Here is a 26,702-nt window from a genome sequence, read left to right as displayed (position 1 = left end):
TCCATGCCCCCTATGGACGTGCTCGACGCGAAAGCGCTGAAAATCTTTATGGCAGTTGCCCGCATCGGCTCGATCCGTGGCGCTGCGGAACATATGGGGCTGGCGCCATCGATCGTCAGCCGACAGATCGCCGACACCGAACGCGAGATCGGCCTTGCCCTGTTCGAACGTACCGCGCGCGGCACCGTGCTTACGGATGCCGGCGAACTCGTCCTCGAACATGGAAAGCGTGTCCTCGAGGACAACGGCCTCCTGGCCGAACAGCTCGACCAGATCCGCGGCGTACAGCAGACGCGTATCCGTATCCGCTGCGGCGAAGGCTTCATGGCCGATCTCGTCGAACACGGACTGTCGTCCTTCTCCAGGGCACATTCGTATGTGCGCTACATCGTTGAACTGGGAAGCACGGAGGATGTGGTCGACGCCATCGCCAACAGCGATGCGGATATCGGCATCGCCTACACGCCGCTGACGGACCCGCGCATCCGGGCGCTGGCGATCGCCCGCCAGCCGCTCTGCGTCATCGTGCCGAACGGGCATGCCCTGTCCGACCGCACCGACCTGAGGCTGGCGGACTGTCTGGCCACGCCCTGCGCCCTGCTCGGCAAGGGCAATGGCGTCACCCAGATCGTCGCCCGTGTCGCCGCCGATGCCGGCATGGCGCTGGCGCCACTGCTCGAAACCCACTCTATCGAAGTGCTGCGCCGCTTCGTTGCCTCCGGCCTCGGCGTCACCTTCCTGCCACGCGCCGCGGTTTCCGGCGAGATCACGCGCGGGGCCATGCAGGCGATCGACCTACAGGATCCGCTGCTGCGCGAGGCAAGCGCCCATCTCATGGTGCGCGCCCACCGGCGTCTGCCACTTTCGGTGGAAAAGCTCGGTCAGCATCTGGCGCTCGAAATGCAGTCCTTCCGCAGCTGAACGCGACCGCGCCCGCTCAGATCATTGCCTTCGGCAAGGCGGCCGCCAAGGCATCGACAGCAAGCCGCACCTTCAGCGACAGATGCGGCGTGCGCAGCCACAGGGCGTAATTGTCGAAGCGATATCCCGGCTCTTCCTGGAGCACTTCGACGAGCGCACCGCTGTCGATGCGCTGGCGAACGAGCCAGGATGGCAACCACGCCAGCCCGATCCCGGAGACAGCGGCATCCGCGATCGCCTCGAGGTCGTCGAGCCGCACCCGGCTGGCCGGCGTCACCTCAAGCGCCCGCTGGCCATCACGCGGGAAGAGCCAGGGATGCACCCATCCGGGCCGGCTGTAGGTGATCGCCTGGTGGGCACCAAGGTCCGCGAGCTGGTGCGGTGAACCATGACGCTCGACATAGGACGGCGCCGCGCAAACGACCATCTTGTGGCTCGCCAGCCGGCGCGCGATGAGGCCTGCCCGGTCCTCCAGAGTGCCGGTTCGAATGGCAAGATCATATCCGTCTTCCACCAGATCGACGATGCGATCGCCGAAGGACAACTCCAGTTCGAGCCTCGGGTATCTCTCGGAAAACGCCAGAAGGATCGGCGCGACGCAGCGCCGACCGAGTAGCGCCGGCATGGTGACCCGCAGCCGGCCGCGCGGCTCGGCAAGCTGGTCGGCTGCAAGCGCATCCGCAGCCTCCGCCTCGGCGAGAACAATGCGGCACCGGTCGTAATAGGCGCGTCCGAAGTCGGTCAGGCTCTGTCGGCGCGTGGTCCTGTTGAGGAGCCGCACGCCGAGCCGCTCTTCCAGAAACCGGACATGCTTTCCGACCATCGGCCCTGAGATGTCGAGTGCTTCCGCCGCTGCGGCAAACGAGCCCAGATCCACGGTTTTGACGAATACCGCCATGCTCGTGAGGCGATCCATATTCAAAACTCCTGGTTTCTACTGCTCTGCCAAAACCTTGATTTATCCCAACGATAACGAAAGGCATAGCTTATTCAGTTCAATCATTATGGAGTTACACCCGATGGCACGTGTCGTTCGTTTTCATGAACATGGTGGCCCCGACGTTCTGCGCGTCGAGCATCAGGAGGTGCCGATCCCCGGGCCGGGCGAGGTCCGCATTCGCGTCAAGGCACTCGGTCTCAATCGCGCGGAGGCGTTGCTGCGTTCGGGTCACTACATCGAAACACCGGCTTTCCCATCCGGCCTCGGCCTTGAGGCAGCAGGCGTGGTCGATGCGGTTGGCGAAGGGGTCGACGGCCTCATTGCCGGCGATGCCGTCAGCGTCATTCCGCCGATATCAATGGTCCGCTGGCCGACCTATGGCGACGTCATCACCTGGCCCGCCGCTCGCGTCGTCAGGCACCCGCCGTCGCTTGGCTTCGAAGAAGCCGCATCACTCTGGATGCCGTATCTCACCGCCTATGGTGGCCTGATCGACATCGCCGGACTGGAGAAGGGAGAGACAGTCGTCATCACGGCCGCCTCGAGCAGTGTGGGCCTTGCGGCAATCCAGATCGCCAACCGGGTCGGCGCCAAGGCGATTGCCGTCACGCGCACCTCTGCCAAGAAGCAGGCCCTGCTCGATGCCGGCGCCACCCATGTCGTTGCCTCGGCCGAAGAAGACCTGACCGCGCGTCTGCAGCAGATCGGCGGCCCCCGGGGCATTCGTGTGGTGTTCGACCCGATCGGCGGGCCGATCTTCGAAGCGCTGACCGCGGCCATGGCGCGCGGGGGCATCCTGATCGAGTATGGCGGCCTCAGCCGCGATCCCACGCCCTTTCCATTGCCTGCGGTTCTCGGCAAATCGCTGACCTTGCGCGGCTACCTCGTTCACGAGATCACGGGCGAGGCCCGTCGACTGGAAGCGGCCAAGGCCTTCATTCTCGATGGCCTTGCCGCTGGAGCCCTAAAACCGGTGATTGCCAGGACTTTCCCGTTCGAACAGATCGTCGAGGCACACCGCTATCTCGAAACGAACGAGCAATTCGGCAAGATTGTCGTGACCGTCTGACGCACGCAGAGAGCCGTCAACAACAGGCCGTTCTCCCATCGCAAACCGACGTTGCGGCGCCAGCAACGCAGTGTACCGGCGCCGCCGTCTACCGGCTCCCGGGAGCCCATGCCACCTTCTCGCGATCAAGACAAATGCTGAGGGTGACATCGGATATGACGACGAAACAGACAGCCATAGGCGTGGTCGGGCTTGGAGCCATGGGGCTCGGCATGGCGACCACGCTTGCAAGTAACGGTTTTGCCGTCAGGGGTTTCGACCTTTCCGACGTCAGGCGGAAACTCGCCGCCGACGGCGGGGTGACGCCGTGCGAAACGCTTGCTGATGTCTTTTCCGGCGCTGAATTCATCGTCTTCTCGCTGCCGACCGCCAAGGATGTGGCAGCGGTCGTCGAGGCCAATCTCGACGCCCTGAAGGGCGCTGCCGATCGGGTGATCATCATCGATACCTCGACGTCGGAACCCGACGTTTCGCGCGACCTTGCAGCCGGCCTCAACGCGCTTGGCCACGGCTTTATCGACGCGCCGGTCTCCGGCGGACCTGCGGGCGCGGCCGGCGGCACCCTGACGATGATGATCGGAGGCAGCGACGCCGACGTTGAACGCGCCAAGATGGTGATCGACGCGATGGCGGCAAAAGCCCTGCATGTGGGTCCGAGCGGCGCCGGCAATGTCGCCAAGCTCGTCAACAACCTGCTGGCGGCAGCCCATATGGTGACGACGGGCGAAGGCCTGAAGCTCGCCCTTGCCGCCGGGCTCGAGCCAGAGCAGGCGCTGAAGGTGCTGAACGCGGCTTCCGGAAAATCGATGATCAGCGAGGTGCATTTTCCGACCTGGGTGATGAACGACCGCTTCGACAGCGGCTTCACCATGGGGCTGATGCGCAAGGATGTCCGGCTCGCAGGCGAGCTTGCCGCCCGGACCGGCGCCGCATTGCCGCTTTCGTCGGAAGTCGCCCGCCTCTGGGCTGAAAGCCCGCTCGACAATGCCGACGATTTCACCCGCATGGGCGCTTTTCGCGCGGCAGCCAACGACAATCGATAGAACCAGGGGAAGACGATGAATGACATGACCATGCCGGCCGCTAAGGCCGAGCGCATCCGCGAACTCTTCCATGGCTTCCTGCCCGGAGCCGAGATCGGCAGCTATGTCGACGGCGCTCTGATGGCAGGCTCCGGACCTGAGCAGGATCTGACCGACCCGGCAACCGGCGCCGTTTTCGCGACGTTCAAGGACGCCGATGCTGCCGTCATCGATGCGGCGATGGACGCGGCCTCGCGCGCCCAGCGCGAATGGATGGCCTTGACGGCATCCGCCCGCGGCCGGGTGATGAACGAGATCGCCCGCAAGATCCGCGAGCGCGCACCCGAACTGGCCGAGCTTGAAAGCCGGTCCGCCGGCCGGCCGATCCGCGACATCCGCAGCGAAGCCCTGCGTGTCGCCGAGATGTTCGAATACTATGCCGGCTGGTGCGACAAGCTGCATGGCGAGGTCATCCCGGTGCCGACCTCGCACCTGAACTATGTCAGGCACGAGCCGGTCGGCGTCGTCGCCCAGATCACGCCCTGGAATGCGCCGCTCTTTACCGGCGGCTGGCAGATCGCGCCGGCGATCTGCGCCGGCAACGGCGTGGTCATCAAGCCGTCGGAGCTGACGCCGCTCAGCACGCTCGTGCTCGGCGCACTTTGCGAGGCTGGCGGCGCGCCGCGCGGCCTCGTCAACGTCATCGCCGGGGCCGGCCTGACGGCGGGTGCCGCCATGGTCGCGCACCGAAAGACGGCACTGGTCGTCTTCGTCGGCTCGGCCGAGGCCGGCTCTGCGATTGCGGCTGCGGCTGCGAAGAACGTCGTGCCCTGCATTCTCGAACTCGGCGGCAAATCCGGCAACATCGTCTTTGCCGACGCCGATCTCGACCGCGCCATCGTCGGCGCGCAGTCGGCGATCTTTTCGGGCGCGGGCCAGAGCTGCGTCGCCGGATCTCGCCTCCTGATCCACCGTTCGGTGCACCAGCAATTCGTCGAGCGCTATGCCCGCGCTGCCGAGCGCATCCCTGTCGGCGATCCCTATCTGGACACGACCCAGATCGGCCCGATCAACAATCAGCGCCAATGGGCAAAGATCGAAGCGATGGTGCGCCAGGGGGTGGCCGAGGGCGCAACACTTGCAACGGGCGGCGCCAAGCCTGAAGCGCTTGCCTCCTCCGGCGGCTTCTTCTTCGCCCCGACCATTCTCGACAACGTCAAGCCCGACATGACGATCGCGCGCGAGGAAGTCTTCGGCCCGGTCGTCGGCGTCACCGTCTTCGACGATGAAGACGAGGCTGTCGCCCTTGCCAACGACAACCCCTACGGCCTTGCCGGCGCCGTCTGGACGAAGGATGTCGGGCGCGCTCACCGCATGGCCGGCCGCGTGCGCGCCGGTACGTTCTGGATCAACGGCTACAAGACGATCAGCGTCATGTCGCCCTTCGGCGGCTTTGGCCGGTCGGGTTATGGTCGCTCCAGCGGCCGCGATGCGCTGCTCGCCTACACGCAGACGAAAAGCGTCTGGGTCGAGACGGCGGAGAACCCGGCCGTGGTCTTCGGCTATTCGCCGGAAGCGTGACGACGTCCAAGGCGGCGACGTGAAGGCAAGATAACAAAAGGGCCGGCAATTGCCGGCCCTTCGCATTTGCTTCCGCTCGCGTTTCAGCGTCAGGCGGCGCGGCTCCAGCTTTCGCGTGTTGCGGCACCTTCGAGCTTGAACTTCGCCAACATCGTGCGCAGCTGGCGGCTTTCTTCGGCAAGCGTGCCGCTCGCAGCCGTCGTTTCCTCGACCATCGCAGCGTTCTGCTGGGTCATCTGGTCCATGTGGTTGACGGAGGTGTTGATCTCCTGCAGCGCGGTTGCCTGCTCGCGTGCGGCCGTTGCAATCGTGTTGACGTGACCGCTGACACTGTTGACCAGGGTCTCGATCTCCAGCAGCGCCTCGCCGGTCGAGCGCACCAGCGACACGCCGTTTTCGACTTCGCTGGCCGAGCTGTTGATCAGCGTCTTGATCTCCTTGGCGGCGTTTGCCGAGCGCTGGGCCAGTTCACGCACTTCCTGGGCGACGACGGCAAAGCCGCGTCCCGCTTCTCCGGCGCGCGCCGCCTCGACACCGGCATTCAGTGCCAGCAGGTTGGTCTGGAAGGCGATCTCATCGATGACGGAAATGATCTGGTTGATCCGGTTGGACGAATCCTCGATGCGGCCCATGGCGTCGATCGCGCTGCGCACGATCTGGCCGGAGCGGCCGGCGCTGTCCTTGGTGGCGCGCACCATGTCATGCGCCTCGTTGGCTCGCTCGGAAGCGGTCCTGACCGTGGATGTGATTTCGTCGAGGGCTGCCGCCGTCTCTTCAAGTGCTGCCGCCTGCTGCTCCGTGCGCTTCGACAGGTCGTTGGCGGCCGAGCTCAGCTCGGCGGAATTGTCGTTGATCGTTCCGGCGGCCGTGCGCACGTTCTGCATGGTCGAGCGCAGGGTGACCATCGTGGCGTTGACGTTGGTCTGAAGCTCGGCAAACGCACCGTGGAATTCGCCGCGCATGGTCTGCGTCAGGTCGGCGTCCGCAAGTGCTGCCACGACCCGGCGGACCTCGTTGACCGTCAGGTCGACGCTCGACACCAGCTCGTTAACGCTGGCGGCGAAGCGGTTGAGGTCCTCGTTGTCGTAGTCCTTGGTGATCCGGCCGGTGAAATCACCGGCAACGGCGGAAGCGACCACGATGCTGATGTTGGACTGGAGGTCGCTGCTGCGGGCGTGCAGCACCGCCTCCTGGGCCTTCATGTCGCGCATGCTGATGGCGTTCCGGCGGAAAACCTCGACCGCACGGGCCATCTCGCCGATCTCGTCGCGGCGGCCAACGTCGGCGCCATCGCCATCGAGCTTGCCGTCTGCGAGTTCGCTCATGATCGCGGTCAGCGACTGCACCGGAACCACGATGCCGCGGCGGGCGACGACGAGGCTGACCCCCATGCCGAACACGATACAGGCGCCAGCTGCCCCCAGAAGGATCGTCATCGCGACGGAAGAGGAGGACAGCGCCTCGGCACGGGCCGTTGCAAGCGCCTCGCCGGAATAGGTGGTATAGGCCTTGACCGTGGAGGTGACGATCTTCTGGGCGTCGAGCGCCTTGTCGAGTGCTGTCTTGACAGCAGCGGCATCCGCGCCATTGGAGCCGGCAACGGCGACCATCGCCCGGATTTCGTCGAAGTAGCTGTTGAGCGTCGTGCGGATGTCGTTGAGCAGCTTATCCTCGGCATCGTCGGCAACCGCCTCGATCTTGGTGACGCGAGCGAGCATTTCGGTGGCGCGCGTCTCGGTCTCGGCGCCGAACTCGGAAGCCTTCGCGGGCGTTGCCGCCAACTGATAGGTCATGCGGCTGATGGCGATGATGTCGACCCGGAGATCCATCGCCTCGCGAGCTGCTTCCTCGCGGGCGCCGACTTCGACGATCGTCGTTCCGAGCGAAGACAGCCCGCGGGCGCCAGCGAGCGCGATCAGGGTTGAGGATAGGCCCATGACCACGACCACGAGGCCGACCTTGGTCAATATCGATAAATTCTTGAACGCCACTGCCGTGACTCCTGTGATGCCGCGATCGCGCTGGTTTGCTGGACATGGTCGGCCAAACCGGCGGGAGGAGATCCGGGATGTTGCGCGCGCTCCGTGGGAGGAGGCGGAGGTCCTGAGCGCACCGACCGCGTTATCCTTAGTAATTGCGAATTTAAATTAAAGTTAAAACAGCAACATCAGGTTCGCCCCGGCCAGGACACGCAAACGGCGCGTGCATGCTCCAAACGCAAAGCGGGCGGGCGATTGCTCGCCCGCCCGCAGACCACCGCAGCAGTCTTGGGAGATCAGTCCCGGCCGTAGCCGCCGCCCGTCGGCGTGACCACGGTGAAGGCCTCGCCGGCCTCCAGAACCGTGTGGGCGCAACCCGACAGCTCCTCGGTACGGCCGTCGTTGCGGCGCACGAGGTTCTGGCCGAGATTGCCCGCCTCGCCGCCCTTGATGCCGAAGGGGGCAACACGGCGGTGGCCGGAGAGAATGGCGAAGTCGAGCTTTTCGCGGGCGCGGATGGTGCGCTTGGTGCCGTCGCCTGCCGACCACTTGCCCTTGCCGCCGGAACCGCGGCGGATGTGGAAATCTTCCAGCACCACCGGGAAGCGGGTCTCGAGGATCTCGGGATCGGTCAGGCGTGAGTTGGTCATGTGGGTGTGGACCGCATCGGCGCCGTTATAGCCCGGTCCGGCCGGCGCACCCGAGCAGATCGTCTCGTAATACTGGTAATGCGCATTTCCGAAGGTCAGGTTGTTCATCGTGCCCTGCGCGCCCGCCTGGCTCTGGACGGCGCCGAACAGGCAGTTGGTCACGGCCTGGCTGACCTCGACATTGCCGGCAACGACGGCGGCCGGATAGCTTGGGGTCAGCATCGTGCCTTCCGGGATGACAATGCGGATCGGCCTGAGGCAGCCGGCATTCATCGGGATGTCGGCTTCGACGAGCACGCGGAAAACATAGAGAACAGCCGCGCGGGTGACCGGTGCCGGCGCATTGAAGTTGTCTGCGCGCTGCTGCGACGTGCCCGTGAAATCAACGGTCGCCTCGCGCTTGTCGCGATCGACGGTGATCTTCACCACGATCTTGCAGCCCTGGTCCATCTCGTAGGAGAATTCCCCGTCCGGCAATTGGTCGAGTACGCGGCGCACGCTTTCGGCGGCATTGTCCTGGACGTGGCCCATATAGGCCTCCACGACATCTTCGCCGAACTGCGCGATCATCTTCTTCAGCTCCGCCACGCCCTTTTCGTTGGCGGCGACCTGCGCCTTCAGGTCGTTGACGTTCTGGACGATGTTGCGCACCGGATAACGCGCGCCGTTGAGCAGGGCCTCGAGCTCGGCCTCGCAGAACCGGCCGGCATCGATGAGCTTGAAGTTGTCGATATAGACGCCTTCCTCTTCGATGTTCGTCGCAAGCGGCGACATGGAGCCGGGCGAAATACCGCCGATATCGGCGTGGTGGCCGCGGCTGGCGACCCAGAAGCGGATCTCACGACCCTCGTCGTCGAAGACGGGCGTGCAGACCGTCAGGTCGGGCAGATGCGTGCCGCCGTTATAGGGCGCATTGATCAGGAAGACGTCGCCGGGATGAATGACCGGGTTCTCGCGGATCGCGGTTGCGACTGAAGCGTCCATGGAGCCGAGATGCACCGGCATGTGCGGCGCGTTGGCGACGAGGTTGCCCCTGGTGTCGAAGACCGCGCAGGAGAAGTCGAGCCGCTCCTTGATGTTGACCGAATAGGCGGTGTTCTGCAGCGTCACGCCCATCTGTTCGGCGATCGACATGAAGAGATTGTTGAAGATCTCGAGCATGACCGGATCGGCCTTGGTGCCGATCGCGCTGCGCTCGGGCAGCGCCTTGACCCGGCGAAGCACGATATGGTCCTTGGCCGTCAGTTCCGCCTGCCAGCCGTCCTCGACGATGACGGTCTGGTTCGGCTCGATGATGATTGCGGGACCGTCGAGACGCTGGCCGGGCTTGATGTCGGAGCGAAGCGCGACCGGCGCCTCATGGAACTGGCCCTGCGAATAAAAGCGGGTGCTGCGGCTGAGCGCGGGCGCGCCTTCCGTGGTCGCGAGACCCTCGCCTTCCATCTGGGCAGCGCCGCCGCCGACGGTCTCGACTTCGACCGCATCGATCACCAGCGCCTTGTTTTCGGCGACGAAGCCGAAGCGGCGCTTATGCAGCGTCTCGAATTCGGCGCGCAGGCGGGCGATATCGTCATGGTCGGGGAAGCGCGCATCGACAGCCAGGACCGTGTCGGTGCCGGAGTAGCGAACATGGGCGCGAAGGTGGGTGCGGATCTCGTCGCGGGCGATCCCTTGCGCTTCGAGTTCACCGAGGCATTCGACCTGCAGGTCCGCGCCAAGTGCTGCCAGTGCCGCCGGCGCCTTGTCGTCGAGAGCGACGCCGAGCGCCTTCTGGCGGGTCGCGCGGATATCGGCAAGGCCCATGCCATAGGCCGAAAGCAGGCCGGACATCGGATGCACCAGGATGCTCTTCATCCCCAACTGGTCGGCAACCAGGCAGGCGTGCTGGCCGCCGGCGCCGCCGAAGCAGCTGAGCGCATAACGCGTCACGTCGTAGCCGCGCTGGACGGAGATCTTCTTGATCGCCTCGACCATGTTGGCGACCGCAATGCGGATGAAGCCGTCGGCGACGTCCTCGGGGCTGCGGCCGTCGCCGATTTCATCGGCCATCGCCTTAAAACGCGTGCGCACCGTCTCGACATCGAGCCGCTCGTTCTGCTCAGGCCCGAACAGCGCCGGAAAGAAGTCCGGCATCAACTTGCCGAGCATGACATTGGCGTCGGTGACCGCCAGCGGGCCGCCGTTGCGGTAACAGGCGGGACCGGGATTGGCGCCGGCCGAATCCGGGCCGACGCGGAAGCGCTCGCCGTCGAAATGCAGGATCGAGCCACCACCGGCGGCGACCGTGTGGATCAGCATCATCGGCGCGCGCACGCGCACGCCGGCCACTTCCGTCTCGAAGGCACGCTCATATTCGCCATCGAAATGGGCAACGTCGGTGGACGTACCGCCCATATCGAAGCCGATCACCCGGTCGAAACCGGCAGCTTCCCCGGTCTTGGCAAGGCCGACCACGCCGCCGGCCGGACCGGAGAGGATCGCATCCTTGCCCTGGAACATGTCGGCGGCCGTTAGCCCGCCCGACGACATCATGAACATGACGCGCGCGCCGGAGCGCGCCACATCCAGTTCGCTCGAGACCTGCGCCACGTAGCGGCGCAGGACCGGCGAGAGATAGGCGTCGATGACCGTAGTGTCGCCACGACCGACATATTTGATCAAGGGCGAAACTTCGTGGCTGACCGAGACCTGCTCGAAGCCCATTTCGCGGGCGATCCGGGCAACCATCGCCTCGTGCTCGGGATATTTGTAGGCATGCATGAAGACGATCGCGACGGTGTCGTAGCCCTTGTCGCGCAGCGCCGTCAGCGCCTGGCGCGCCTCGGCCTCATCGAGCGCCTGCTCGACCGTGCCGTCGGCCAGCACCCTTTCGCCGAGTTCGACGATGTCCTTATAGAGCGCTTCAGGCTTGATGATCTCGGTCGCGAAGATGTTCTTGCGTTCCTGGTAGCCGATACGAAGCGCATCGCGGAAGCCGCGCGTCGTCAAAAGCGCCAGCGGTTCGCCCTTGCGCTCGAGCAGCGCATTGGTCGCAACCGTCGTGCCCATGCGCACTTCGCCGATGAGGCCGCCCGGAATGGGCGCGCCGGTCGGCAGACCCAGATGCAGGCGGATGCCCTGCACGGCCGCATCGCGGTAGGCTTCCGGATTTTCCGACAGCACCTTGCGCGCATGCAGAACGCCCTGCGGGTCCCTGCCGATCACGTCGGTGAAGGTGCCGCCACGGTCGATCCAGAAGTCCCAGCTGCCGGTGTCGCGTGCGCTCATCGTCCATCCCTCTCACTCGTATGCCGCCATCTCGGGTCGGCTCCGAAATTCATCAAAGCAGTTCGTTGACAAAATGTCGATAAAATGATGACATAAAATCGTCAAGATGAGGAAGTGCTGAATGACAAAGAAGTCTGAGGAGAGCTTTGACGGCAGGGAGTGGGCGCAGGACGCTCTACCCGGCCATATGAAGCCCGTGGCGGCCATCGGGCCGATCGTCTCCTCCGCACATCTGGCCGAAGGCGGCTCCCCGGGCCTCTCCGAAGTCGAGTACGGCCTGATTCTCGCCTCGCACGCCTTCCACCGCTGGATGGTGCGTTGCATGGCCGCTGCCGGGGTGCCCGGTCTTTCCTCCACAGAAATCTTGATCCTGCATACGATCCGCCACCGCGACCGCGGCAAGAAGCTTGCCGACATCTGCCTCGTGCTCGATATCGAAGACACCCATGTCGCCACCTACGCCATCCGCAAGCTGGAGGCGGCCGGACTTGTCACCACTGGCAAGGCGGGCAAGGAAAAGACCATCCAGATTACCGACAAGGGTGCCGACGCCTGCACCCGCTATGCGCAGATCCGCGAGCGCCTGCTCGTGACGTCGACGGCCAATGCACGGCCCTCCGAGGAAACGCTCTCGGAAATCGCCGCCGTGCTGCGCTTCATGTCGGGCGCCTATGAACAGTCCGCGCGCGCCGCGACCACATTGTGACAAGGAAGATCGCGTGACTGCTGATACCACTCCCCCGCTGCTGGCCGTCGAAAACCTGTCCGTCGCCTTCAATGGCAATGCCGTCGTCGAAGACCTGAGCTTCTCGGTCACCGCCGGACGCACGCTCGCGATCGTCGGCGAATCCGGCTCGGGCAAGTCGGTGACGTCGCTGTCGATCATGCGGCTTGCCGACATGATGGGCGGCAAGTTCCCGACCGGCCGCATCATGTTTCAGGGCAAGCACGGCGCGGTGAACCTGACGGCCGAACCGCAAAAGTCGATGCGCAGCATCCGCGGCAAGGAGATCGCAATGATCTTCCAGGAGCCGATGACCTCGCTCAACCCGGTGTTCACGATCGGCGACCAGATCGCCGAAGTGCTGATGCTGCACGAGAAGATGACGAAGGCCGAAGCGCTCAAGGAGACATGCCGCCTGCTCGACATGGTGCGCCTTCCCGATTCCGCCGAACTCGTCGGGCGCTATCCGCACCAGCTCTCCGGCGGCATGCGCCAGCGCGTGATGATCGCCATGGCGCTTGCCTGTCGCCCGAAGCTCCTGATCGCCGACGAGCCGACGACGGCGCTCGACGTCACCATCCAGGCGCAGATCCTCACCATCATCCGCGATCTCCAGAAGGAGCTCGGCATGGCGGTGATCTTCATCACCCATGACATGGGTGTGGTGGCAGAGATGGCCGACGATGTCGTCGTCATGTGGAAGGGCCGCAAGGTCGAGGAAGGTCCGGTCGCAGAGATCTTCGCCAAGCCGAAGCATCCCTATACCCAGACCCTCCTGTCGGCAGTGCCCAAGCTCGGCAGCATGACCGGCGAAGACTTCCCCAAGCGCATGCCGCTGACCATGATGATAGACGGTGCACCGACGCTGGTGGGCGAGGAGCATATCCAGCGTACCGCGCGCTATGATGCGGCACCGATCCTGTCGGTGCGCGATCTCGTCACCCGCTTCGACGTCAAGAAGAACCTGTTCGGCAAGACCACGCACCGCGTGCATGCGATCGAAAATGTCAGCTTCGATATCTTCCCCGGCGAGACGCTGGCGCTGGTGGGCGAAAGCGGCTCCGGCAAGTCGACGATCGGGCGCACCATCCAGCAGCTGCAGAACGCCACCTCGGGTGAAATCCTCTTTGGCGGACGCCCGGTCTCCTCGATGAGCTTTGCCGAGCGCCAGCGGCTGAAGCAGGAAATCCAGTACATCTTCCAGGACCCCTTCGCCTCGCTCGACCCGCGCAAGACCGTCGGCTTCTCGATCGCCGAGCCGATCCGCACCCACGGGCTGATCCTCGGCGAAAAGGCGATTGCAAAGCGTGTCGACGAGTTGCTCGAGCGCGTCGGGCTGACATCTGCCCACGCGACGCGCTATCCGCATGAGTTCTCCGGCGGCCAGCGCCAGCGCGTCTGCATCGCCCGCGCGCTCGCTTCACGGCCGAAACTGATCATCGCCGACGAGGCCCTGTCGGCGCTCGACGTGTCCATCCAGGCTCAGATCATCAACCTGTTCATGGAACTGCAGGAGCAGGAAGGCCTCGCCTACCTCTTCATCAGCCATGACATGGCCGTGGTCGAGCGCATGAGCCATCGCGTCGCCGTGCTCTATCTCGGCCAGGTGATGGAGTTCGGCAGCCGCCGCCAGGTATTCGAGACGCCCAGCCATCCCTATACCCGCCGGCTGCTTTCGGCCGTTCCCGTCGCCGATCCCGGCAAGGGGCGTGAGAGGGGGATGATCGAGGGCGAGATCCCGAGCCCGATCCGACGCGTCGGAGAAGAACCCGCGGTGCTGCCGCGCAAGGAGATCGCGCCAGGCCATTTCGTGGCCCTGGACGCGTAAAGCCGCTTTCTCCGTGAGGGGAAGGCAGTCGAAACAGGAGTGAGTAAAAAATGATCAACAAAAAGGGGATCCACGCCGCCTTCATCGCGCTTGCGCTGACTGGCAGCCTTCTGACGACCGGGCCGGCCTTTGCCGCCGGCACATTGACGGTTTCGTCGCCGCAGGATCCGGGCAGCTGGGATCCCGTCGACACCTTCCTCGTCAACTGGGCGTCTGTCTCCACCAACATTTTCGACGGCCTGACCTATCGCGGTCCTGACCGCAAGCTGGTTCCCGGCCTTGCAACCGCCTGGGAAGAGCTCGACGGCGGCAAGCGCCTGCGCTTCACGCTGCGCGAAGGCGTCAAGTTCCACAACGGCGAACCCTTCAACGCCGAAGCCGTGAAGTACACCTTCGACCGCCTGCTCGGCGAAGAAGGTTCCAAGGGTCCGCAGAAGTCGAACTATGCCGCGATCGAAAAAGTCGAGATCATCGACGACAAGACCGTCGATCTGCACCTGAAGGCGCCGGATCCGGTTTTGTTGACCAAGCTCGCCGGCTACGGCGCGATGATCGTGCCGCCGAAGTACATCCAGGAAAAGGGTGAAGACTATTTCAACACCCATCCGGTCGGCACCGGTCCGTTCAAGTTCGTCTCCTATGAGCCGAAGGTCGCGATCAAGCTCGAAGCCTTTGCCGACCATTGGGGCGGCGCACCGAAGCTTTCCAACCTCGACTTCCGCTTCATCGCCGAGCCGGCAACCGCCGTTGCCGAACTGCAGGCCGGCCGCGTCGACCTCGTTATCCCGCCGACCATTCCGATCGGCATGATCCCGACGATCCAGGGCGACGACAAGCTCGAGATCGTCTCCACCCCCGGCCCGACGGTCTATGCTCTGCGCTTCAACACCCGCGACGGCATCACCAAGGACCCGAAGGTTCGCAAGGCCCTGATCCTCGGCGTCGACCGCGACACCATCATCCAGTCGATCCTCGGTGGCCAAGCGGCGCCGATCGCCAGCTTCCAGGGCGAACTGTCGTTCGGCTTCGACCCGACGATGAAGCCGCTGCCCTACGACCCCGAGCAGGCGAAGGCTCTGCTGAAGGAAGCGGGCGTCGCACCGGGCGCCTCCGTCCAGATCGACGTGCGCGGCAACGACGCGACGTTCAACGAAGTGGTGCAGGCTGTTGCCAGCTACCTGCAGCTCGTCGGCATCAACGCGACCATCAAGCCTTACGAGACCAACGTTCTGCTGAACGACATCATCCCGGCCGGCAAGACCGGTGCGATGTTCCAGCAGGCCTGGGGCGGCTGGACGCTCGACTACGACAACACCGCCTACTCGATGTACCACTCGGGCGAAAAGTGGAACCCCTACGACAAGGACGCCGATCTCGACAAGCTGCTAGAATCCCAGCGCTCGATCATCGACCAGCCCAAGCGTGAGGAAATCCTCAAGCAGATCGCCAACTACGCAGCCGACCGTGCGCTGGAAATGCCGCTCTACAACCTCAACGCCATCTACGGCGTGAGCAAGCGCGTCAAGAACTTCACGCCCGTTCCCGACAGCCGCCTGCGGCTGACGGACGTCACGGTCGAGTAACAATCAGATCCGCCGCTCCTCGACGTCGAGCGGCGGATCCTCTTCATGAAGGGCGGGTAAGTTGGCCGGATTTTTGATCAAACGTGTTCTGCAGGCGGTGTTCGTCGTTTTCGTCGTAACGCTCACCGTCTCATTTGCCATCCGCCTGACCGGCGACCCGGCACTGATGCTCGCCCAGGGTGCCGGCAGCATCACCGAAGAAGACCTTGCGCGCATCCGTGAGGCGCTCGGCCTCAACCAGCCTTTCCTGGCGCAGTATTTCGCCTTCATCAAAGGCATGTTCGTCTTCGATTTCGGCCGCTCGTTCATGGGCGGAACCCCGGTGTCGCAGCTGATTTCCGCCGCCCTGCCCGCCACGATGATGCTCGCCTTCGCGTCGCTCATCGTTTCAATCGTCATTTCGATCCCGCTCGGCATCAAGGCTGCGGTCGCCCGCGGCAAGTGGGCCGATCAGGCGATCCGCATCCTCTCGCTCGTCGGCCTGTCCTTCCCGAACTTCTGGCTCGCGATCATGCTGGTGCTGTTGTTCTCGATCACGCTGAAATGGCTGCCGCCAAGCGGCATGGACGGCTTTGCCAGCTTCATCATGCCGGCCGTCACCATGGGCATCATCCTGACGGCGACCAATGTGCGCCTGGTGCGCACGGCGATGCTCGAAACGCTGCAGTCGCAATACATCATGGTCGCCCGCGCCAAGGGGCTTAGCGAAAGCAAGGTGCTCTACAAGCACGCCCTTCGCAATTGCGCGATCCCGCTCATCACCTATTTCGGCCTTCAGTTCGGCGGTCTTCTCGGCGGTATCGTCGTCGTCGAGCGCGTGTTCAACTGGCCGGGCATGGGTACGCTTGCCTTCGACGCTGTCGGCGCCCGCGACTATCCCGTTCTGCAGGCCTGCATCACCGTGCTTTCGCTGATGATTGTCGGCGTCAACCTCATCGTCGACATCGCCTATGGCCTCGTCGACCCGCGCATCCGGACGGAGTGAGCCGATGACCACCAAGGCCGCAAACAGCCGCTTCGCCCGTTTCCGCAATCTCGAATTCATCCTCGGCACGCTGCTTGCCGGCGGCATGTGCCTCGCCGTTCTGCTCTCCGGCGTGCTATTTCCAGGCGGCGCCGACAAGATCGATCTGATGGCGCGGCTGACTGCGCCGTTCGTCAACTGGGCGCATCCGTTCGGCACCGATCCGCTCGGCCGCGACGTGCTGGCGCGCGTGGTTGCCGGCGGCAAGATTTCGCTGCTGGTCGGCTTTACCTCGGTTGCCGGCGCCGTCGTCGTGGGCGTGGTGATGGGTCTCGTCTCCGGCTATTACCGTGGCTTCTGGGACATGGTGGTCATGCGTTTTGCCGACGTTCAGCTGGCGCTTCCGTTCATCCTGCTTGCCATCACCTTCATCGCCATCGTCGGCGGCGGGCTCGGTAACACCATCATCCTGCTGATCGTGTCGCAATGGGTGCAATATGCCCGCCTGGTGCGCGGCTCGGTGCTGTCGCTGCGCGAGCGCGAGTTCATCCAGTCGGCCCGTGCCATCGGCGTTCGCGACTACAAGATCCTGTTCCAGCATCTGCTGCCGAACCTGATCGGGCCGGTCATCGTGTTGATGACGCTCAATGTCGCCAACAACATCCTGCTCGAAAGCAGCCTGACCTTCCTCGGCCTCGGCGTCGACCCGTTGATCCCGAGCTGGGGTGGCATGCTGGCCGACGGCCGCACCTACCTGCAGAACGCCTGGTGGGTCAGCGTCTTCCCGGGCCTTGCAATCCTTCTCACAGTCCTTGGCCTCAACCTTCTCGGCGACTGGCTGCGCGACAGTCTCGACCCAACAGGCAGAACTTCACGATGACCACGATATTCGAAGGGACCTTCGAGCGCACGCTCGACACCATGCTCGCAACCTACGGCAAGGAGGCTGCCCGCGGCACCCGGCTGGAGGCATGGCTCTTCGATGACCGTAAAAGCCGAGAGGCGGCCGAGCAGACGCTCGCCGCCTTCGGCGTCGAGGCGAAGTTCAGGAGCGCCTACAAGCCGCTCCTGCATTTCTTCCTCGAGGACGTCGACCTAAAGGCGCTGAAGCGTGTCGACATCCGCTATCCGCAGCCGGAAGGCTGCCCGGCAAACCGCTTCCTGCTCGAGGCCTATCCGCTGGCGGCGCTCATCGGCGACGCGCAAATTACCTTTGTCGGTGGCAGCGACCGGGCCCTGACCTACGATGTCGCGCTGACCTTTGCCGACGGCCGCACGGAAACCCATGCGGTCTTTGCACCCAACCGCCAGCACACGGATTTCGTCGGCGAAACGCTGCTGTCGCCGACCGGCTGGGTCCGTCTCGACGACACCAGCAGCAAAAGGCGCGAGTGCCACCTCGAAACCGATTACGAACGGCTGTTCGCCGGCGCGATGCGCGCGATCGCCGAGCATGGCTGGGGCGACGCAGAACCCTATTTCGACGAACTCAACATCCACGTGACCTTGCCGATCAGCGACCTCAGACTGCCTGTCGGCGAAGAGGTCGTGAGCCTGCGCGAAGCGCTGCACGAGGACTTCTACTTCTCGCTGCTCGAAGTGTTCCAGAAGAAGTCCGGCCGCCCGCTCGGCGACCGTGGCCTGAAGCCCGGCCAGATCGTACCGGAAATCGTCCTTGCCGACGGCAAGCCGTCGGTGCGCGTCGAGACCCGGCCGCTCGCCACATCCGACGCCGAAGGCGAGAACCAGCCGATCGACACGGCGAAGGCGCCGCTTGCCGTCGCCCAGATCCATGCCGAACTGGAAAAGGTCGGCGGACAGCCGTTCGAAGCGCATTCTCGCGCCGGTCGGCCGGTGAAGGCACGCTATCGCCAGGGCAGCGACGCCGCGGTGATGATCAGCGGCGGCCAGCATCCCAACGAGACCACCGGCATCGTCGGCGCGCTCAGGGCCGCCCAGACGCTCGCGGCGCTCCCGGGTACGCACTTCACGATCTCGCCGCTCGAAAATCCGGATGGTTATGCCGTTCACCAGCGGCTGCGCGCCGACAACCCGCTGCACATGCACCATGCCGCCCGCTACACGGCGCTTGGCGACGACCTGGAATACCGCACCGGCACCGCGCTCAACGAGCGGGCGATCCGCAACGAGGCCGATGCGCTGTCAGGCGCCGAACTTCACGTCAATTTGCACGGCTACCCATCGCATGAGTGGACGCGGCCGCTGTCGGGTTACGTGCCGCGCGGCTTTGCCATGTGGACCCTGCCAAAGGGCTTCTTCCTGATCATGCGCCATCATGCCGATTGGGAGCAGCGCGCCGAACAACTGATCGAGGCGGTGACGGCACGCCTGGCAGCGGTTCCCGGCCTGCTCGCCTACAACGACCGGCAGATCGCGCTTTATGAAACCCATGCCGGCGAAACCGGTTTCCGCATCATCAACGGCTTCCCCTGCCTCATCTCCGTCGACGATCGCCACAAGGCACCGTTGACGCTGATCACGGAATATCCGGACGAAACCATCTATGACGACGCGTTCGTTGCCGGACATGAGGCCCAGCGCGAGACGGTGCTGGCCGCCTACGAGGCGTTCCAGACGATGATGGCGGTCGCGTAGCGACCGGATTTTGCAGCGAAAACGCGGCGGGCCCGAAGGACCGCCGCTGCCGCTCGTCTCAGCGGCAGTCTGGCCGGCGCCCATCACGCCCGTCCAACGTTCCGCTCTGCCCGACTGCGGCCAGGACGCGGCCGAGCCCGATCGTTGCGACCAAGCCCCCTCGCATTCTTTTGATGTCCCCGCGACGATTGTATCGATCGCTGCCTGCTTCGTCGTGCCGTCGGATACCGTAAATGCCGTCGCGGAAGGGTTGCGGTTGCCTTGCGCGTGGATCCACAAATGATCCGGCCGGTGCCCGCACACACCGCAACTTTGCGGCAATGCGCGTCGATCAAAGGTGCGGCAACCACGAAACGACGCCGGAGTAACGAGACATGCGCCTGCTGCTTGTAGAGGACGAGTTGGAGATGGCGGCAGCGCTCAGCGTTGCCCTCGGCCGCTACGACATGATCCTCGACCACGCCCCGTCGCTCGATCACGCGATCGCGGCAATGGCGAGCCAGGTGCATGACGCAGTCATTCTCGACCGGCAACTGCCCGATGGCGACGGCCTAACGCTCATCCCGCGCGTGCGTGCGCTGAAGGCTGGCATTCCCGTCATCGTGCTGACCGCGCGCGGCAGCGTCGACGAACGGATCAAAGGGTTGGACATGGGGGCGGACGACTATCTGGCCAAGCCTTTCTCAGTCGAGGAATTGCTGGCCAGATTGCGCGCATTGATGCGCCGCGCGCCCGAGCTCGCCCCGATGACGGCCCGCATCGGCAATCTCGTCTTCGACTTCGACGGTCGGGAAGCGCGCATCGACGGCCGCGTGTTCGAACTTCCCCGTCGTGAGCTTCTCGTGCTCGAGGCGCTGGTACGCCGGCAGGGCCGGACGGTGCAACGCTCGACGCTGGAGGAATCGGTCTATGGCTATGACGACGAGATCCAGTCCAATTCGCTCGACGCCCATGTCTCACGATTGCGCCGCAAGCTGCTGGAATCGGGCTCCGGCGTCGAGATCCACGGCATTCGCGGCGTCGGATATCTTCTGAGGACTGCGACGTGACGGCCAGCGCCAACCACTCGCTGAAGAAGCGGCTGATCTGGCATATCCTCACGTTTCAGGTGCTGTTGCTCGTCACCGTCATTGCCGGCTTCATGGCGCTCCTGATCCGTGCCGATCTCGGCGGCATGATCCTCGACGCCGGCTCTGCGTCGATCGCGGCCGGCGCCGTCGAGGTCGGACCCGACCAGAGGCTGCGACTGAAGGATACGCCCGAGCTCGGCGCGATGCGCGCAGAGAGCCCCGGCTTCTGGTTCATCGTCCGAAACGCCCGCGGCGAGACTGTCGAGAGCGGACCGGTGCCCGATGCCTATCGCGGCATCGGCGGCCATCTCGACAGGGTCACTTTCGGCGACATCCGCGATGGCGTCGAACCCTATGTTCTGTCAGCCGTCGTCCGCGTGATCGAGGCCGAAGGCGGCCCCTACACCGTTCTGACCGGCGGCGGACGACTGTGGAGCGCCTCGTTCGCGGTGTTCTTCCTGACGAACCTGCTGCTGTTGCCGATCGTGCTGATCCTGGTGCTCATTCCGGCCTTCGCCATTCCGATCATCGTGCGCCGCGCCTTTTCGAGCCTTGCCGAGGTGGCTGACCACGCGCGGAGCATCGACGTCGACCGCCGTGGCGCCCGCCTGCCCGATGGCCGCGTGCCCGGTGAGGTGCGGCCGCTCGTGGAGGCCGTCAACGGTGCGCTGCAGCGCCTCGACGAAGGCTACGAACGGCGCCAGCGTTTCATTCTCGATGCCGCCCATGAACTTCGAACCCCGGTCGCGATCCTGCAGACGCGGCTTGAGGGCATGGATTTCGGCCCGCTGCGCAGCCGTCTCCTGGTCGATGCCGCCCGCATCGCCGGGCTTGCCGAGCAGTTGCTCGATCTCGAGCGCATCGACCGCGACGGATCCCATTTCGCGCCACTCGATCTTGTCTCGCTCTGCCGCGACGTGGCCGCGGATCTTGCGCCGCTGGCGCTGTCGGCCGATTGCGACATCTCCTTCAGCCATGGCCCCGACCAGGTGAGTACCCGCGGAGACGCAGGCGCCCTTGAGCGCGCCGTCACCAACCTGGTGCGCAACGCGATCGAGCACGCCGGTGGCCTCATCTCCATCCATGTGGACCGAGGCGGTATCATCGAAGTCAGCGACGAAGGACCCGGCGTTCCCGAAAGTGAAAGGGAACGGATCTTCGAGCCTTTTCACCGGCTGTTGCCCCGCGACCACGGCGCCGGCCTCGGGCTGCATCTCGTCAGCGAAATCGTCAGCCGTCACAAGGGGCACATCTCGGTGGTCTGCGCGCCATCGGGCGGCGCCTGTTTCCGCATCACGCTACCCGTAGCCTGAGAACCGTGCAGGCCGCCCGGCCAGCGCCACAGGTCCTAACAGGTTATTAATAATAAAATCAGCAATTTAGTCGACATTTGCAATGTTGATGCAATCCGTGCGGCGCACAAGTGCACCCATCTTGCAGCGTCGATCATCGCGCCAGTCCGGCGCGAACGAGGCGGCAGGATCTGAGCGCCGCGACCGGCGCCAAGTCCAATCCACGGAGTAACGCCATGCAGCAACGTCACGCACTCTGCCTCTCGCTCGGCCTCGCCCTTCTGGCCGCAGCCGGCACCCAGCAGGCTCAGGCCGCCGATCCCTATTCGCCGGAGCCGGCGTCCACCTACCAGGATCCGCCGGCCTTCAACTGGACTGGTGCCTATGTCGGCGCCCATGGCGGCATCGGCTTTTCCGGCAGCCCCAACCCGTTTTCCGATCGCAACGGCGTCGCCTTCGGCGCGCAGGCCGGCTACAACATGCAGATGGGGCCGGGCATTGTCGGCGCGGAAATCGAGGGATCCTACCTCGGCGACACCGAACACAATGTCCGTGGCGGCAAGCTCAAGGAAAAATGGCGCGGGGCGATCAAGGCGAAGGCCGGCCTGTCCTTCGACCAGACGCTCGTCTACGGCACCGCCGGTTATGCCATGACCAGCTACAAGAAGGGCGGCGGCGTCCAGAACGACGTCGGCTTCAAGGGCGGTTATCTGGTCGGCGCCGGCGTCGAGCAGGGCTTCGGCGGCGGCCTCTCGGCCAAGCTCGAGTACAACTACATCGCCACGCCGGATGTCCGCACGAGCACGGCCTTCGGCACGACCGAAAAGGACATCAACAGCCACGTCATCAAGGCCGGCGTGAACATGCGGTTCTGATTTCTTCCACGCGATTGCAGCGCCGTTGCCCATTCCCTCCCAAGGCGGCGGCGTTCGTTTCGAGATAGAACGAACAAGTCGATGGCCGCCTCCCGGCCCTCGGCTTCACGGTTTCAGCGACCCGCGGCAAGCAGGGACTTCCCTCTCAGCGCGCCTTTTGTGGCTAGGCTGCCGCCTCCTGGACCTCGGCGCCGGCGTTCGAAAGCCGTCGCCAGATGGGCCCCATCGCATCGGCGATATCGCGGTAAACGCCGTAGCGTCTCTCGTAATGACGCGTCATTGCCGGATCTGGCCGGTAATGACGTTCCGTCCTGACCATCGCAGCCGCACCCTCAGAAAAATCGGCAAAGATGCCAGCCCCAGTGCCGGCGGCAATCGCGGCCCCGAGCGCGCCGGTTTCGCGCGAGCGGGCGACAGACACCGGAACGCCGAGCACGTCGGCAAAGATTTGGGGCCAGATCAGGCTGCGCGACCCGCCGCCTGAAAGCACAGCTTCGTCGAAACTCGCGCCTGCCGCGCGCATGGTGGCGATGTGCTGGCGATGGCCGAAGGCGACACCTTCCAGAACCGCGCGCACGAGATGCCCCTTCGTGTGCCAGCCGGCAACCCCGTAGAAACCAGCCCGGGCATTGCCGTCCTGCTGCGCGCCATATAGAAACGGATGATAGATCGGATCGTTGGCGGCAGGCTCGATTTCAGCTGCAAGCGCGCAGCAGACATCGTAGGGCGAGCGCCCGTCCTCGATGCCGCTTTCGGCAAAGAACTCACGCACCAGCCATTCGAGATTGGCAGCCGAGGTCGCGCTCGACTCGATGGCCATGTAACGGCCGCGATCGAAGGTGGACGACATGAAGACCGGGCCGGAAAGATCCGGGCCGTCGATGATCACCTGGTTGATGCTCCAGGTTCCGGCGATGATGGAGGCCGCGCCGGTTCGCGTCACGCCTGAGCCGACGGCAGAGGCGATGACGTCGAAGAGACCGCCGACCACCGGCGTGCCCGCGGCAAGCCCGGTCTGTTCTGCGGCCTCCGGCGTGACCGTGCCGACGACATCTGCACTCTCGGCCAGATCCGGCAAGAGGCCGGTTGCTTCCCCGAGATCGAAGGCAGCCATCAGGTCGCGATCGTAACGCCGGTTGACGACGTTGAGCAAACCGCAGCCGGTCATGTCGGAGACGTCGCTGACACGTCGCCCGGTCAGGCGGTTGACGATGAAATCCTTGCACAGGAACACCGTGCCGATCCTGGCGAAGGTCTCCGGCTGGTAGCGCTTGAGCCATGCAAGGAGCGTCGGCGTCTGCGATGGCCAGGGTCGCTGGCGACCGATGGCATAGGTCCGGTCGCCGACCCCTTGCGCCTTCCATTCTTCCACCAATCCGGCAGCGCGCGTATCGAGCGACTGGATGCCAAGCAGCGGCTCGCCCTGCGCGTCAAGGGCATAGAGGCCGTTGCCATGACCGGCGCAACCGATCGCGACGATCTCTTCGGCGCGGATGCCGGCGCGCTCGACGCATTGGCGGATGACGGCGCGCGCATGGGTCCACAGTTCCTCGAGCCCGCGCTCGACGTGCCCCGGCCGCGGCACACGACTGTGCCCCTCCTGCGCGGCCGCCGCGATCTCGTTGCCCTCGAGGTCGAAAATCACCGCCTTGATCACGGTGTTTCCGGCGTCGAGTCCCAGAAGATAGTCTGCCATAAAGAACCCCTCCCAAGGTTCGGATCGTCGTCCTTGTACCAGCTTCGGCTGCGATCAGCCTTGCTGATACAATGCGAAGGCTGCTTCGCCGTCGGCGTCGTCGTGCACGATGGCCATCAAGCCCCGGACGACGGCGCTCGGGTTTGCATGCTGGTAGATGTTGCGCCCGTAGACCATGCCGACAGCGCCCTGTCGCATCAAGGCCGCGGACTTGTCGAACACGGCGCGCAGGTCTTCCTTGCCGCCGCCACGCACCAGAACCGGGCAGCGCGCCGCCTCCACCACGCGGTGGAAATCCTCCGCATTGGTCGTCGGATCAGCCTTGACGATGTCGGCGCCCATCTCGCGGGCGAGCCGCGTCAGCGTCACGATCTTTTCCGCATCGCCGTCGACCATGTAGCCGCCGCGCTCGGTCACCGGCTGCATGACAAGCGGCTCGATCATCAGCGGCATGCCGTATTTTTCGCAGTCGGCGCGCACGCGGGAAATGTTGGCAACACACTGGCGGAACAGATCCGGTTCGTCCGGCAGCATGAACAGATTGACGACCACGCAGGCGGCATCCATCTCCAGCGCGCCGATCAGCGGCTCGGCCTCGTTCTGCAGCACGGCCCACATATCGCGGTGACGAATGCGGTTGTACGGGTTGCCCATGTCGATGCGCATGACCAGGGCCGGCTTGTCCTTGCCGGGGATATCCTGCAGCAGATCGGCCTGGCCATAGTTCATCTGGATCGCGTCCGGCCGTGCATCGACCAGCGCCTTGACGACGGCCTCCATATTCTCGAGACCGTCGAGGAAGGACGGCTCGTTGCAGACGCCATGATCGATCGCCACGTCCAGGCAGCGCCCCGCGCCAAAAAGACGGTTCATCCGGACCTTGCGGTTGTTTCGCATAATGCACTCCTTTGTTCGTTCCGTGCGGAAAGCGTGTCTTCGTCGACGCCGTGGCGTTCGAGGAGAAGGGTGAGAAAACGGGCGCGCTCCTGCGCCTGACGTGCCGCAGACCAGCGTTTTTCGGCCGCGAGCAGCGCCAGCACGGCATCCGCCATGTCGAGAGACAGTTCGCCGGTGATTGCCAACGTGGTGCGACGTAGCAGCAGGTCGTCGAGATGCTCGACCTTCTCGCTGCGGATCAGCAGCTGGATTTCGCGGCTCGAGTAACCGGCATGCGGAAGCGCTGTATCGGGTGCTGCCGCCGTGAAGGCCGCAATGCGCTCTGCATCCGTCCCGTAGCGCTTGAACAGTGTTTCGACGCGCTCCGACGAAAGGCCGCTCGCCGCGGCGACCCGGGCGATCCAGGCTTCGCGATCGGCCGGAAAATCACGCCCACCGCCGATCGGACGCTCTGATGTCGAGATGCGCCGCGCCCGCGCCAGCCGCTCCAGCACCTGGTCGGCCGCCAACTCGCCGAAGGAGCGGAACGTGGTCCACTTGCCGCCGATCATGCACAGCACTGGCGGACCGCCATCGGCGGTCTCGACGAAGGTGCAATAGTGATCACGCGGTATGCGGCCAGTAAAACTGTCCTTGCTAGCCGGCAGCGGCCGGACCCCTGAGAACTGGAAGACGATCTCCTCGGTTCTGATCTTTATCGCCGGAAGGACGAAGGCGAGCGACTGCAGGATGTAGTCGCGCTCCTCCGTCTCGCAGCGCACGGTTTCCGGGTCGTCGACGCGAATGTCGGTGGAGCCGACCAGAACCTTGCCGAGATAGGGAAACAGGATGCAGATGCGCCCGTCCTCGTTCTCGTAGTAGATCATGTGCCCGTCGAGCGCCCGCGTCAGGTCGTCGTTGTCGACAATCAGATGCGACCCCTTGGTGCCGCCCATCAACGGTGCCGGACGGGCAGGCTCGGAAAACAGGCCCTGGTTGGCGATGTCGATCCAGCCGCCGGTGGCGTTGACGATCAGGGTAGGCTCGATCGAAACCTCCGCACCGCTGATCGTGTCGCTGACCGCGTAGCGTCCCGGCGCTGTGAGCCTGAGTTCGGCATAGTTGAGGGCACGCGCCCCGGTCCCGGCAGAAAGCGCGTCCTCGAGCAGCTCGATGCCGAGCCGCTCGGGTTGGCTGACCCAGGCGTCGTAGTAGGTCGCCGAACTCTTGATTGCGGGATTGAGCGCCGGCCACCGGCCAAGTGTCGAGCGCCGCCCGCGGAATTCGTGGCGCGGCATCAGTGCGCGCTTGCGCGTCAGGAAATCGTAGATGGCGAGCCCCGCCTTGATGACAACCGCGCCGCGGCGGCTCGGCCGACGGGAAAGACCGAGGAAGCGGACGGCGCCGTTGGCGATACCGGAAAAGAAATCGAAGACCGGGACCGTGGTCGGCAGCGGACCGACATAGTGCGGCGCGTTGCGCAGCAGCCGGTCGCGCTCTACGAGGGATTCCCGCACCAGACTGAATTCACCGTTTTCGAGATAGCGCAGCCCGCCATGAACCATGCGAGACAATGCGGCGCTGGCGCCGGAACAGAAATCGTGTTTCTCGACGAGCACGACATTGACGCCCTGCAGCGCCAGCTCGCGAAAGACGCTGAGGCCGTTGATGCCGCCGCCCAGCACGCAGACGTCCACCTTCGGGCTCTGGCGGAGCCCGTCAAAGATCTCTTCTCGGTTCATGATGGCG

Annotated in this window: 19 protein-coding genes; 13 read left to right on the top strand and 6 right to left on the bottom strand. The window is 64.6% G+C overall.

What is annotated here, in order from left to right:
- The first annotated feature begins 3 nt into the window (after positions 1–3).
- Positions 4–921 carry a LysR family transcriptional regulator gene (locus tag RTP54_RS22785; protein WP_312365883.1) on the top strand — a complete coding sequence of 306 codons (918 nt, stop codon included), beginning with the start codon at positions 4–6 and terminating at the stop codon, positions 919–921.
- A gap of 16 nt (positions 922–937) precedes the next feature.
- Here the strand turns inward: RTP54_RS22785 and RTP54_RS22780 are convergent, their stop codons facing one another.
- Positions 938–1,837 carry a LysR family transcriptional regulator gene (locus RTP54_RS22780; RefSeq protein WP_312365882.1) on the bottom strand — a complete coding sequence of 300 codons (900 nt, stop codon included), beginning with the start codon at positions 1,835–1,837 and terminating at the stop codon, positions 938–940.
- Between the two features lie 103 nt (positions 1,838–1,940).
- On the opposite strand from RTP54_RS22780, the gene RTP54_RS22775 reads away from it, so the two are divergent.
- From RTP54_RS22775 to RTP54_RS22765, 3 genes are all read left to right on the top strand, one after another.
- Positions 1,941–2,930 (top strand): zinc-dependent alcohol dehydrogenase family protein, encoded by a 990-nt coding sequence (locus RTP54_RS22775; RefSeq protein WP_312365881.1) that lies wholly within the window; start codon positions 1,941–1,943, stop codon positions 2,928–2,930.
- A 155-nt stretch (positions 2,931–3,085) separates the two neighbouring features.
- Positions 3,086–3,973, top strand: coding sequence for an NAD(P)-dependent oxidoreductase (locus tag RTP54_RS22770; protein ID WP_312365880.1), 888 nt, complete (start codon positions 3,086–3,088; stop codon positions 3,971–3,973).
- A 15-nt stretch (positions 3,974–3,988) separates the two neighbouring features.
- A complete protein-coding gene (locus tag RTP54_RS22765) occupies positions 3,989–5,533 on the top strand; it encodes an aldehyde dehydrogenase family protein (RefSeq protein ID WP_409517185.1) in 1,545 nt (514 codons plus the stop codon).
- An 89-nt stretch (positions 5,534–5,622) separates the two neighbouring features.
- Here the strand turns inward: RTP54_RS22765 and RTP54_RS22760 are convergent, their stop codons facing one another.
- Together RTP54_RS22760 and RTP54_RS22755 are read right to left on the bottom strand one after the other, a co-directional pair.
- Positions 5,623–7,524, bottom strand: a complete 1,902-nt coding sequence (locus RTP54_RS22760; RefSeq protein ID WP_112811185.1) for a methyl-accepting chemotaxis protein — start codon at positions 7,522–7,524, stop codon at positions 5,623–5,625.
- A 284-nt stretch (positions 7,525–7,808) separates the two neighbouring features.
- Positions 7,809–11,429 (bottom strand): hydantoinase B/oxoprolinase family protein, encoded by a 3,621-nt coding sequence (locus tag RTP54_RS22755; RefSeq protein ID WP_312365879.1) that lies wholly within the window; start codon positions 11,427–11,429, stop codon positions 7,809–7,811.
- Positions 11,430–11,550: 121 nt separating this feature from the next.
- On the opposite strand from RTP54_RS22755, the gene RTP54_RS22750 reads away from it, so the two are divergent.
- The 9 genes from RTP54_RS22750 to RTP54_RS22710 all read left to right on the top strand — a co-directional run bounded on the left by RTP54_RS22750 (position 11,551) and on the right by RTP54_RS22710 (position 22,381).
- On the top strand, positions 11,551–12,135 hold the full coding sequence (locus tag RTP54_RS22750; RefSeq protein WP_112811183.1) for a winged helix DNA-binding protein: 585 nt from the start codon (positions 11,551–11,553) through the stop codon (positions 12,133–12,135).
- 13 nt (positions 12,136–12,148) lie between these two features.
- Positions 12,149–13,981: an ABC transporter ATP-binding protein gene (locus tag RTP54_RS22745; protein ID WP_312365878.1), complete on the top strand. Its 1,833-nt coding sequence runs from the start codon at positions 12,149–12,151 to the stop codon at positions 13,979–13,981.
- Positions 13,982–14,031: 50 nt separating this feature from the next.
- Entirely contained in the window at positions 14,032–15,564 is a 1,533-nt protein-coding gene (locus RTP54_RS22740; RefSeq protein WP_112811181.1) for an ABC transporter substrate-binding protein, read from the top strand.
- Between the two features lie 61 nt (positions 15,565–15,625).
- A complete protein-coding gene (locus RTP54_RS22735) occupies positions 15,626–16,549 on the top strand; it encodes an ABC transporter permease (RefSeq protein ID WP_112832478.1) in 924 nt (307 codons plus the stop codon).
- Between the two features lie 4 nt (positions 16,550–16,553).
- Entirely contained in the window at positions 16,554–17,408 is an 855-nt protein-coding gene (locus RTP54_RS22730) for an ABC transporter permease (RefSeq protein ID WP_112832477.1), read from the top strand.
- Positions 17,405–19,144, top strand: a complete 1,740-nt coding sequence (locus RTP54_RS22725; RefSeq protein WP_312365877.1) for a M14 family metallopeptidase — start codon at positions 17,405–17,407, stop codon at positions 19,142–19,144. The genes RTP54_RS22730 and RTP54_RS22725 overlap by 4 nt, the downstream gene beginning before the upstream one ends.
- Before the next feature lie 374 nt (positions 19,145–19,518).
- The gene (locus tag RTP54_RS22720) at positions 19,519–20,193 is read left to right on the top strand and encodes a response regulator transcription factor (protein WP_112811177.1); all 675 of its coding nucleotides are present in this window, start codon (positions 19,519–19,521) and stop codon (positions 20,191–20,193) included.
- Positions 20,190–21,527, top strand: coding sequence for a HAMP domain-containing sensor histidine kinase (locus tag RTP54_RS22715; protein ID WP_312365876.1), 1,338 nt, complete (start codon positions 20,190–20,192; stop codon positions 21,525–21,527). Before RTP54_RS22720 ends, RTP54_RS22715 begins: the two co-directional genes overlap by 4 nt.
- A gap of 215 nt (positions 21,528–21,742) precedes the next feature.
- A complete protein-coding gene (locus RTP54_RS22710) occupies positions 21,743–22,381 on the top strand; it encodes an outer membrane protein (RefSeq protein WP_112811175.1) in 639 nt (212 codons plus the stop codon).
- A gap of 163 nt (positions 22,382–22,544) precedes the next feature.
- Here the strand turns inward: RTP54_RS22710 and RTP54_RS22705 are convergent, their stop codons facing one another.
- From RTP54_RS22705 to RTP54_RS22695, 3 genes are read right to left on the bottom strand one after another with little or no spacing between them, the layout of a single operon-like run.
- Entirely contained in the window at positions 22,545–24,077 is a 1,533-nt protein-coding gene (locus RTP54_RS22705) for an FGGY-family carbohydrate kinase (RefSeq protein ID WP_112832472.1), read from the bottom strand.
- A gap of 54 nt (positions 24,078–24,131) precedes the next feature.
- Positions 24,132–24,950: a class I fructose-bisphosphate aldolase gene (locus tag RTP54_RS22700; RefSeq protein WP_173422252.1), complete on the bottom strand. Its 819-nt coding sequence runs from the start codon at positions 24,948–24,950 to the stop codon at positions 24,132–24,134.
- Positions 24,947–26,695: a glycerol-3-phosphate dehydrogenase/oxidase gene (locus tag RTP54_RS22695; RefSeq protein WP_312365875.1), complete on the bottom strand. Its 1,749-nt coding sequence runs from the start codon at positions 26,693–26,695 to the stop codon at positions 24,947–24,949. The genes RTP54_RS22700 and RTP54_RS22695 overlap by 4 nt, the downstream gene beginning before the upstream one ends.
- Positions 26,696–26,702: the final 7 nt, after the last annotated feature.

The sequence above is a fragment of the Ensifer sp. genome (genome assembly GCF_031989085.1).
Classification (GTDB): Bacteria; Pseudomonadota; Alphaproteobacteria; order Rhizobiales; family Rhizobiaceae; genus Ensifer.
This window is presented reverse-complemented; position numbering and strand designations above follow the sequence as displayed.

Bases quoted from the DNA above. Each gene is read 5' to 3' on its own strand.
- RTP54_RS22720 (WP_112811177.1), top strand. From the start codon at position 19,519: ATGCGCCTGCTGCTTGTAGAGGACGAGTTGGAGATGGCGGCAGCGCTC.
- RTP54_RS22755 (WP_312365879.1), bottom strand. From the start codon at position 11,429: ATGAGCGCACGCGACACCGGCAGCTGGGACTTCTGGATCGACCGTGGC.
- RTP54_RS22700 (WP_173422252.1), bottom strand. From the start codon at position 24,950: ATGAACCGTCTTTTTGGCGCGGGGCGCTGCCTGGACGTGGCGATCGAT.
- RTP54_RS22785 (WP_312365883.1), top strand. From the start codon at position 4: ATGCCCCCTATGGACGTGCTCGACGCGAAAGCGCTGAAAATCTTTATG.
- RTP54_RS22775 (WP_312365881.1), top strand. From the start codon at position 1,941: ATGGCACGTGTCGTTCGTTTTCATGAACATGGTGGCCCCGACGTTCTG.
- RTP54_RS22730 (WP_112832477.1), top strand. From the start codon at position 16,554: ATGACCACCAAGGCCGCAAACAGCCGCTTCGCCCGTTTCCGCAATCTC.
- RTP54_RS22750 (WP_112811183.1), top strand. From the start codon at position 11,551: ATGACAAAGAAGTCTGAGGAGAGCTTTGACGGCAGGGAGTGGGCGCAG.
- RTP54_RS22780 (WP_312365882.1), bottom strand. From the start codon at position 1,837: ATGGATCGCCTCACGAGCATGGCGGTATTCGTCAAAACCGTGGATCTG.
- RTP54_RS22695 (WP_312365875.1), bottom strand. From the start codon at position 26,695: ATGAACCGAGAAGAGATCTTTGACGGGCTCCGCCAGAGCCCGAAGGTG.
- RTP54_RS22765 (WP_409517185.1), top strand. From the start codon at position 3,989: ATGAATGACATGACCATGCCGGCCGCTAAGGCCGAGCGCATCCGCGAA.
- RTP54_RS22740 (WP_112811181.1), top strand. From the start codon at position 14,032: ATGATCAACAAAAAGGGGATCCACGCCGCCTTCATCGCGCTTGCGCTG.
- RTP54_RS22725 (WP_312365877.1), top strand. From the start codon at position 17,405: ATGACCACGATATTCGAAGGGACCTTCGAGCGCACGCTCGACACCATG.
- RTP54_RS22705 (WP_112832472.1), bottom strand. From the start codon at position 24,077: ATGGCAGACTATCTTCTGGGACTCGACGCCGGAAACACCGTGATCAAG.
- RTP54_RS22710 (WP_112811175.1), top strand. From the start codon at position 21,743: ATGCAGCAACGTCACGCACTCTGCCTCTCGCTCGGCCTCGCCCTTCTG.
- RTP54_RS22770 (WP_312365880.1), top strand. From the start codon at position 3,086: ATGACGACGAAACAGACAGCCATAGGCGTGGTCGGGCTTGGAGCCATG.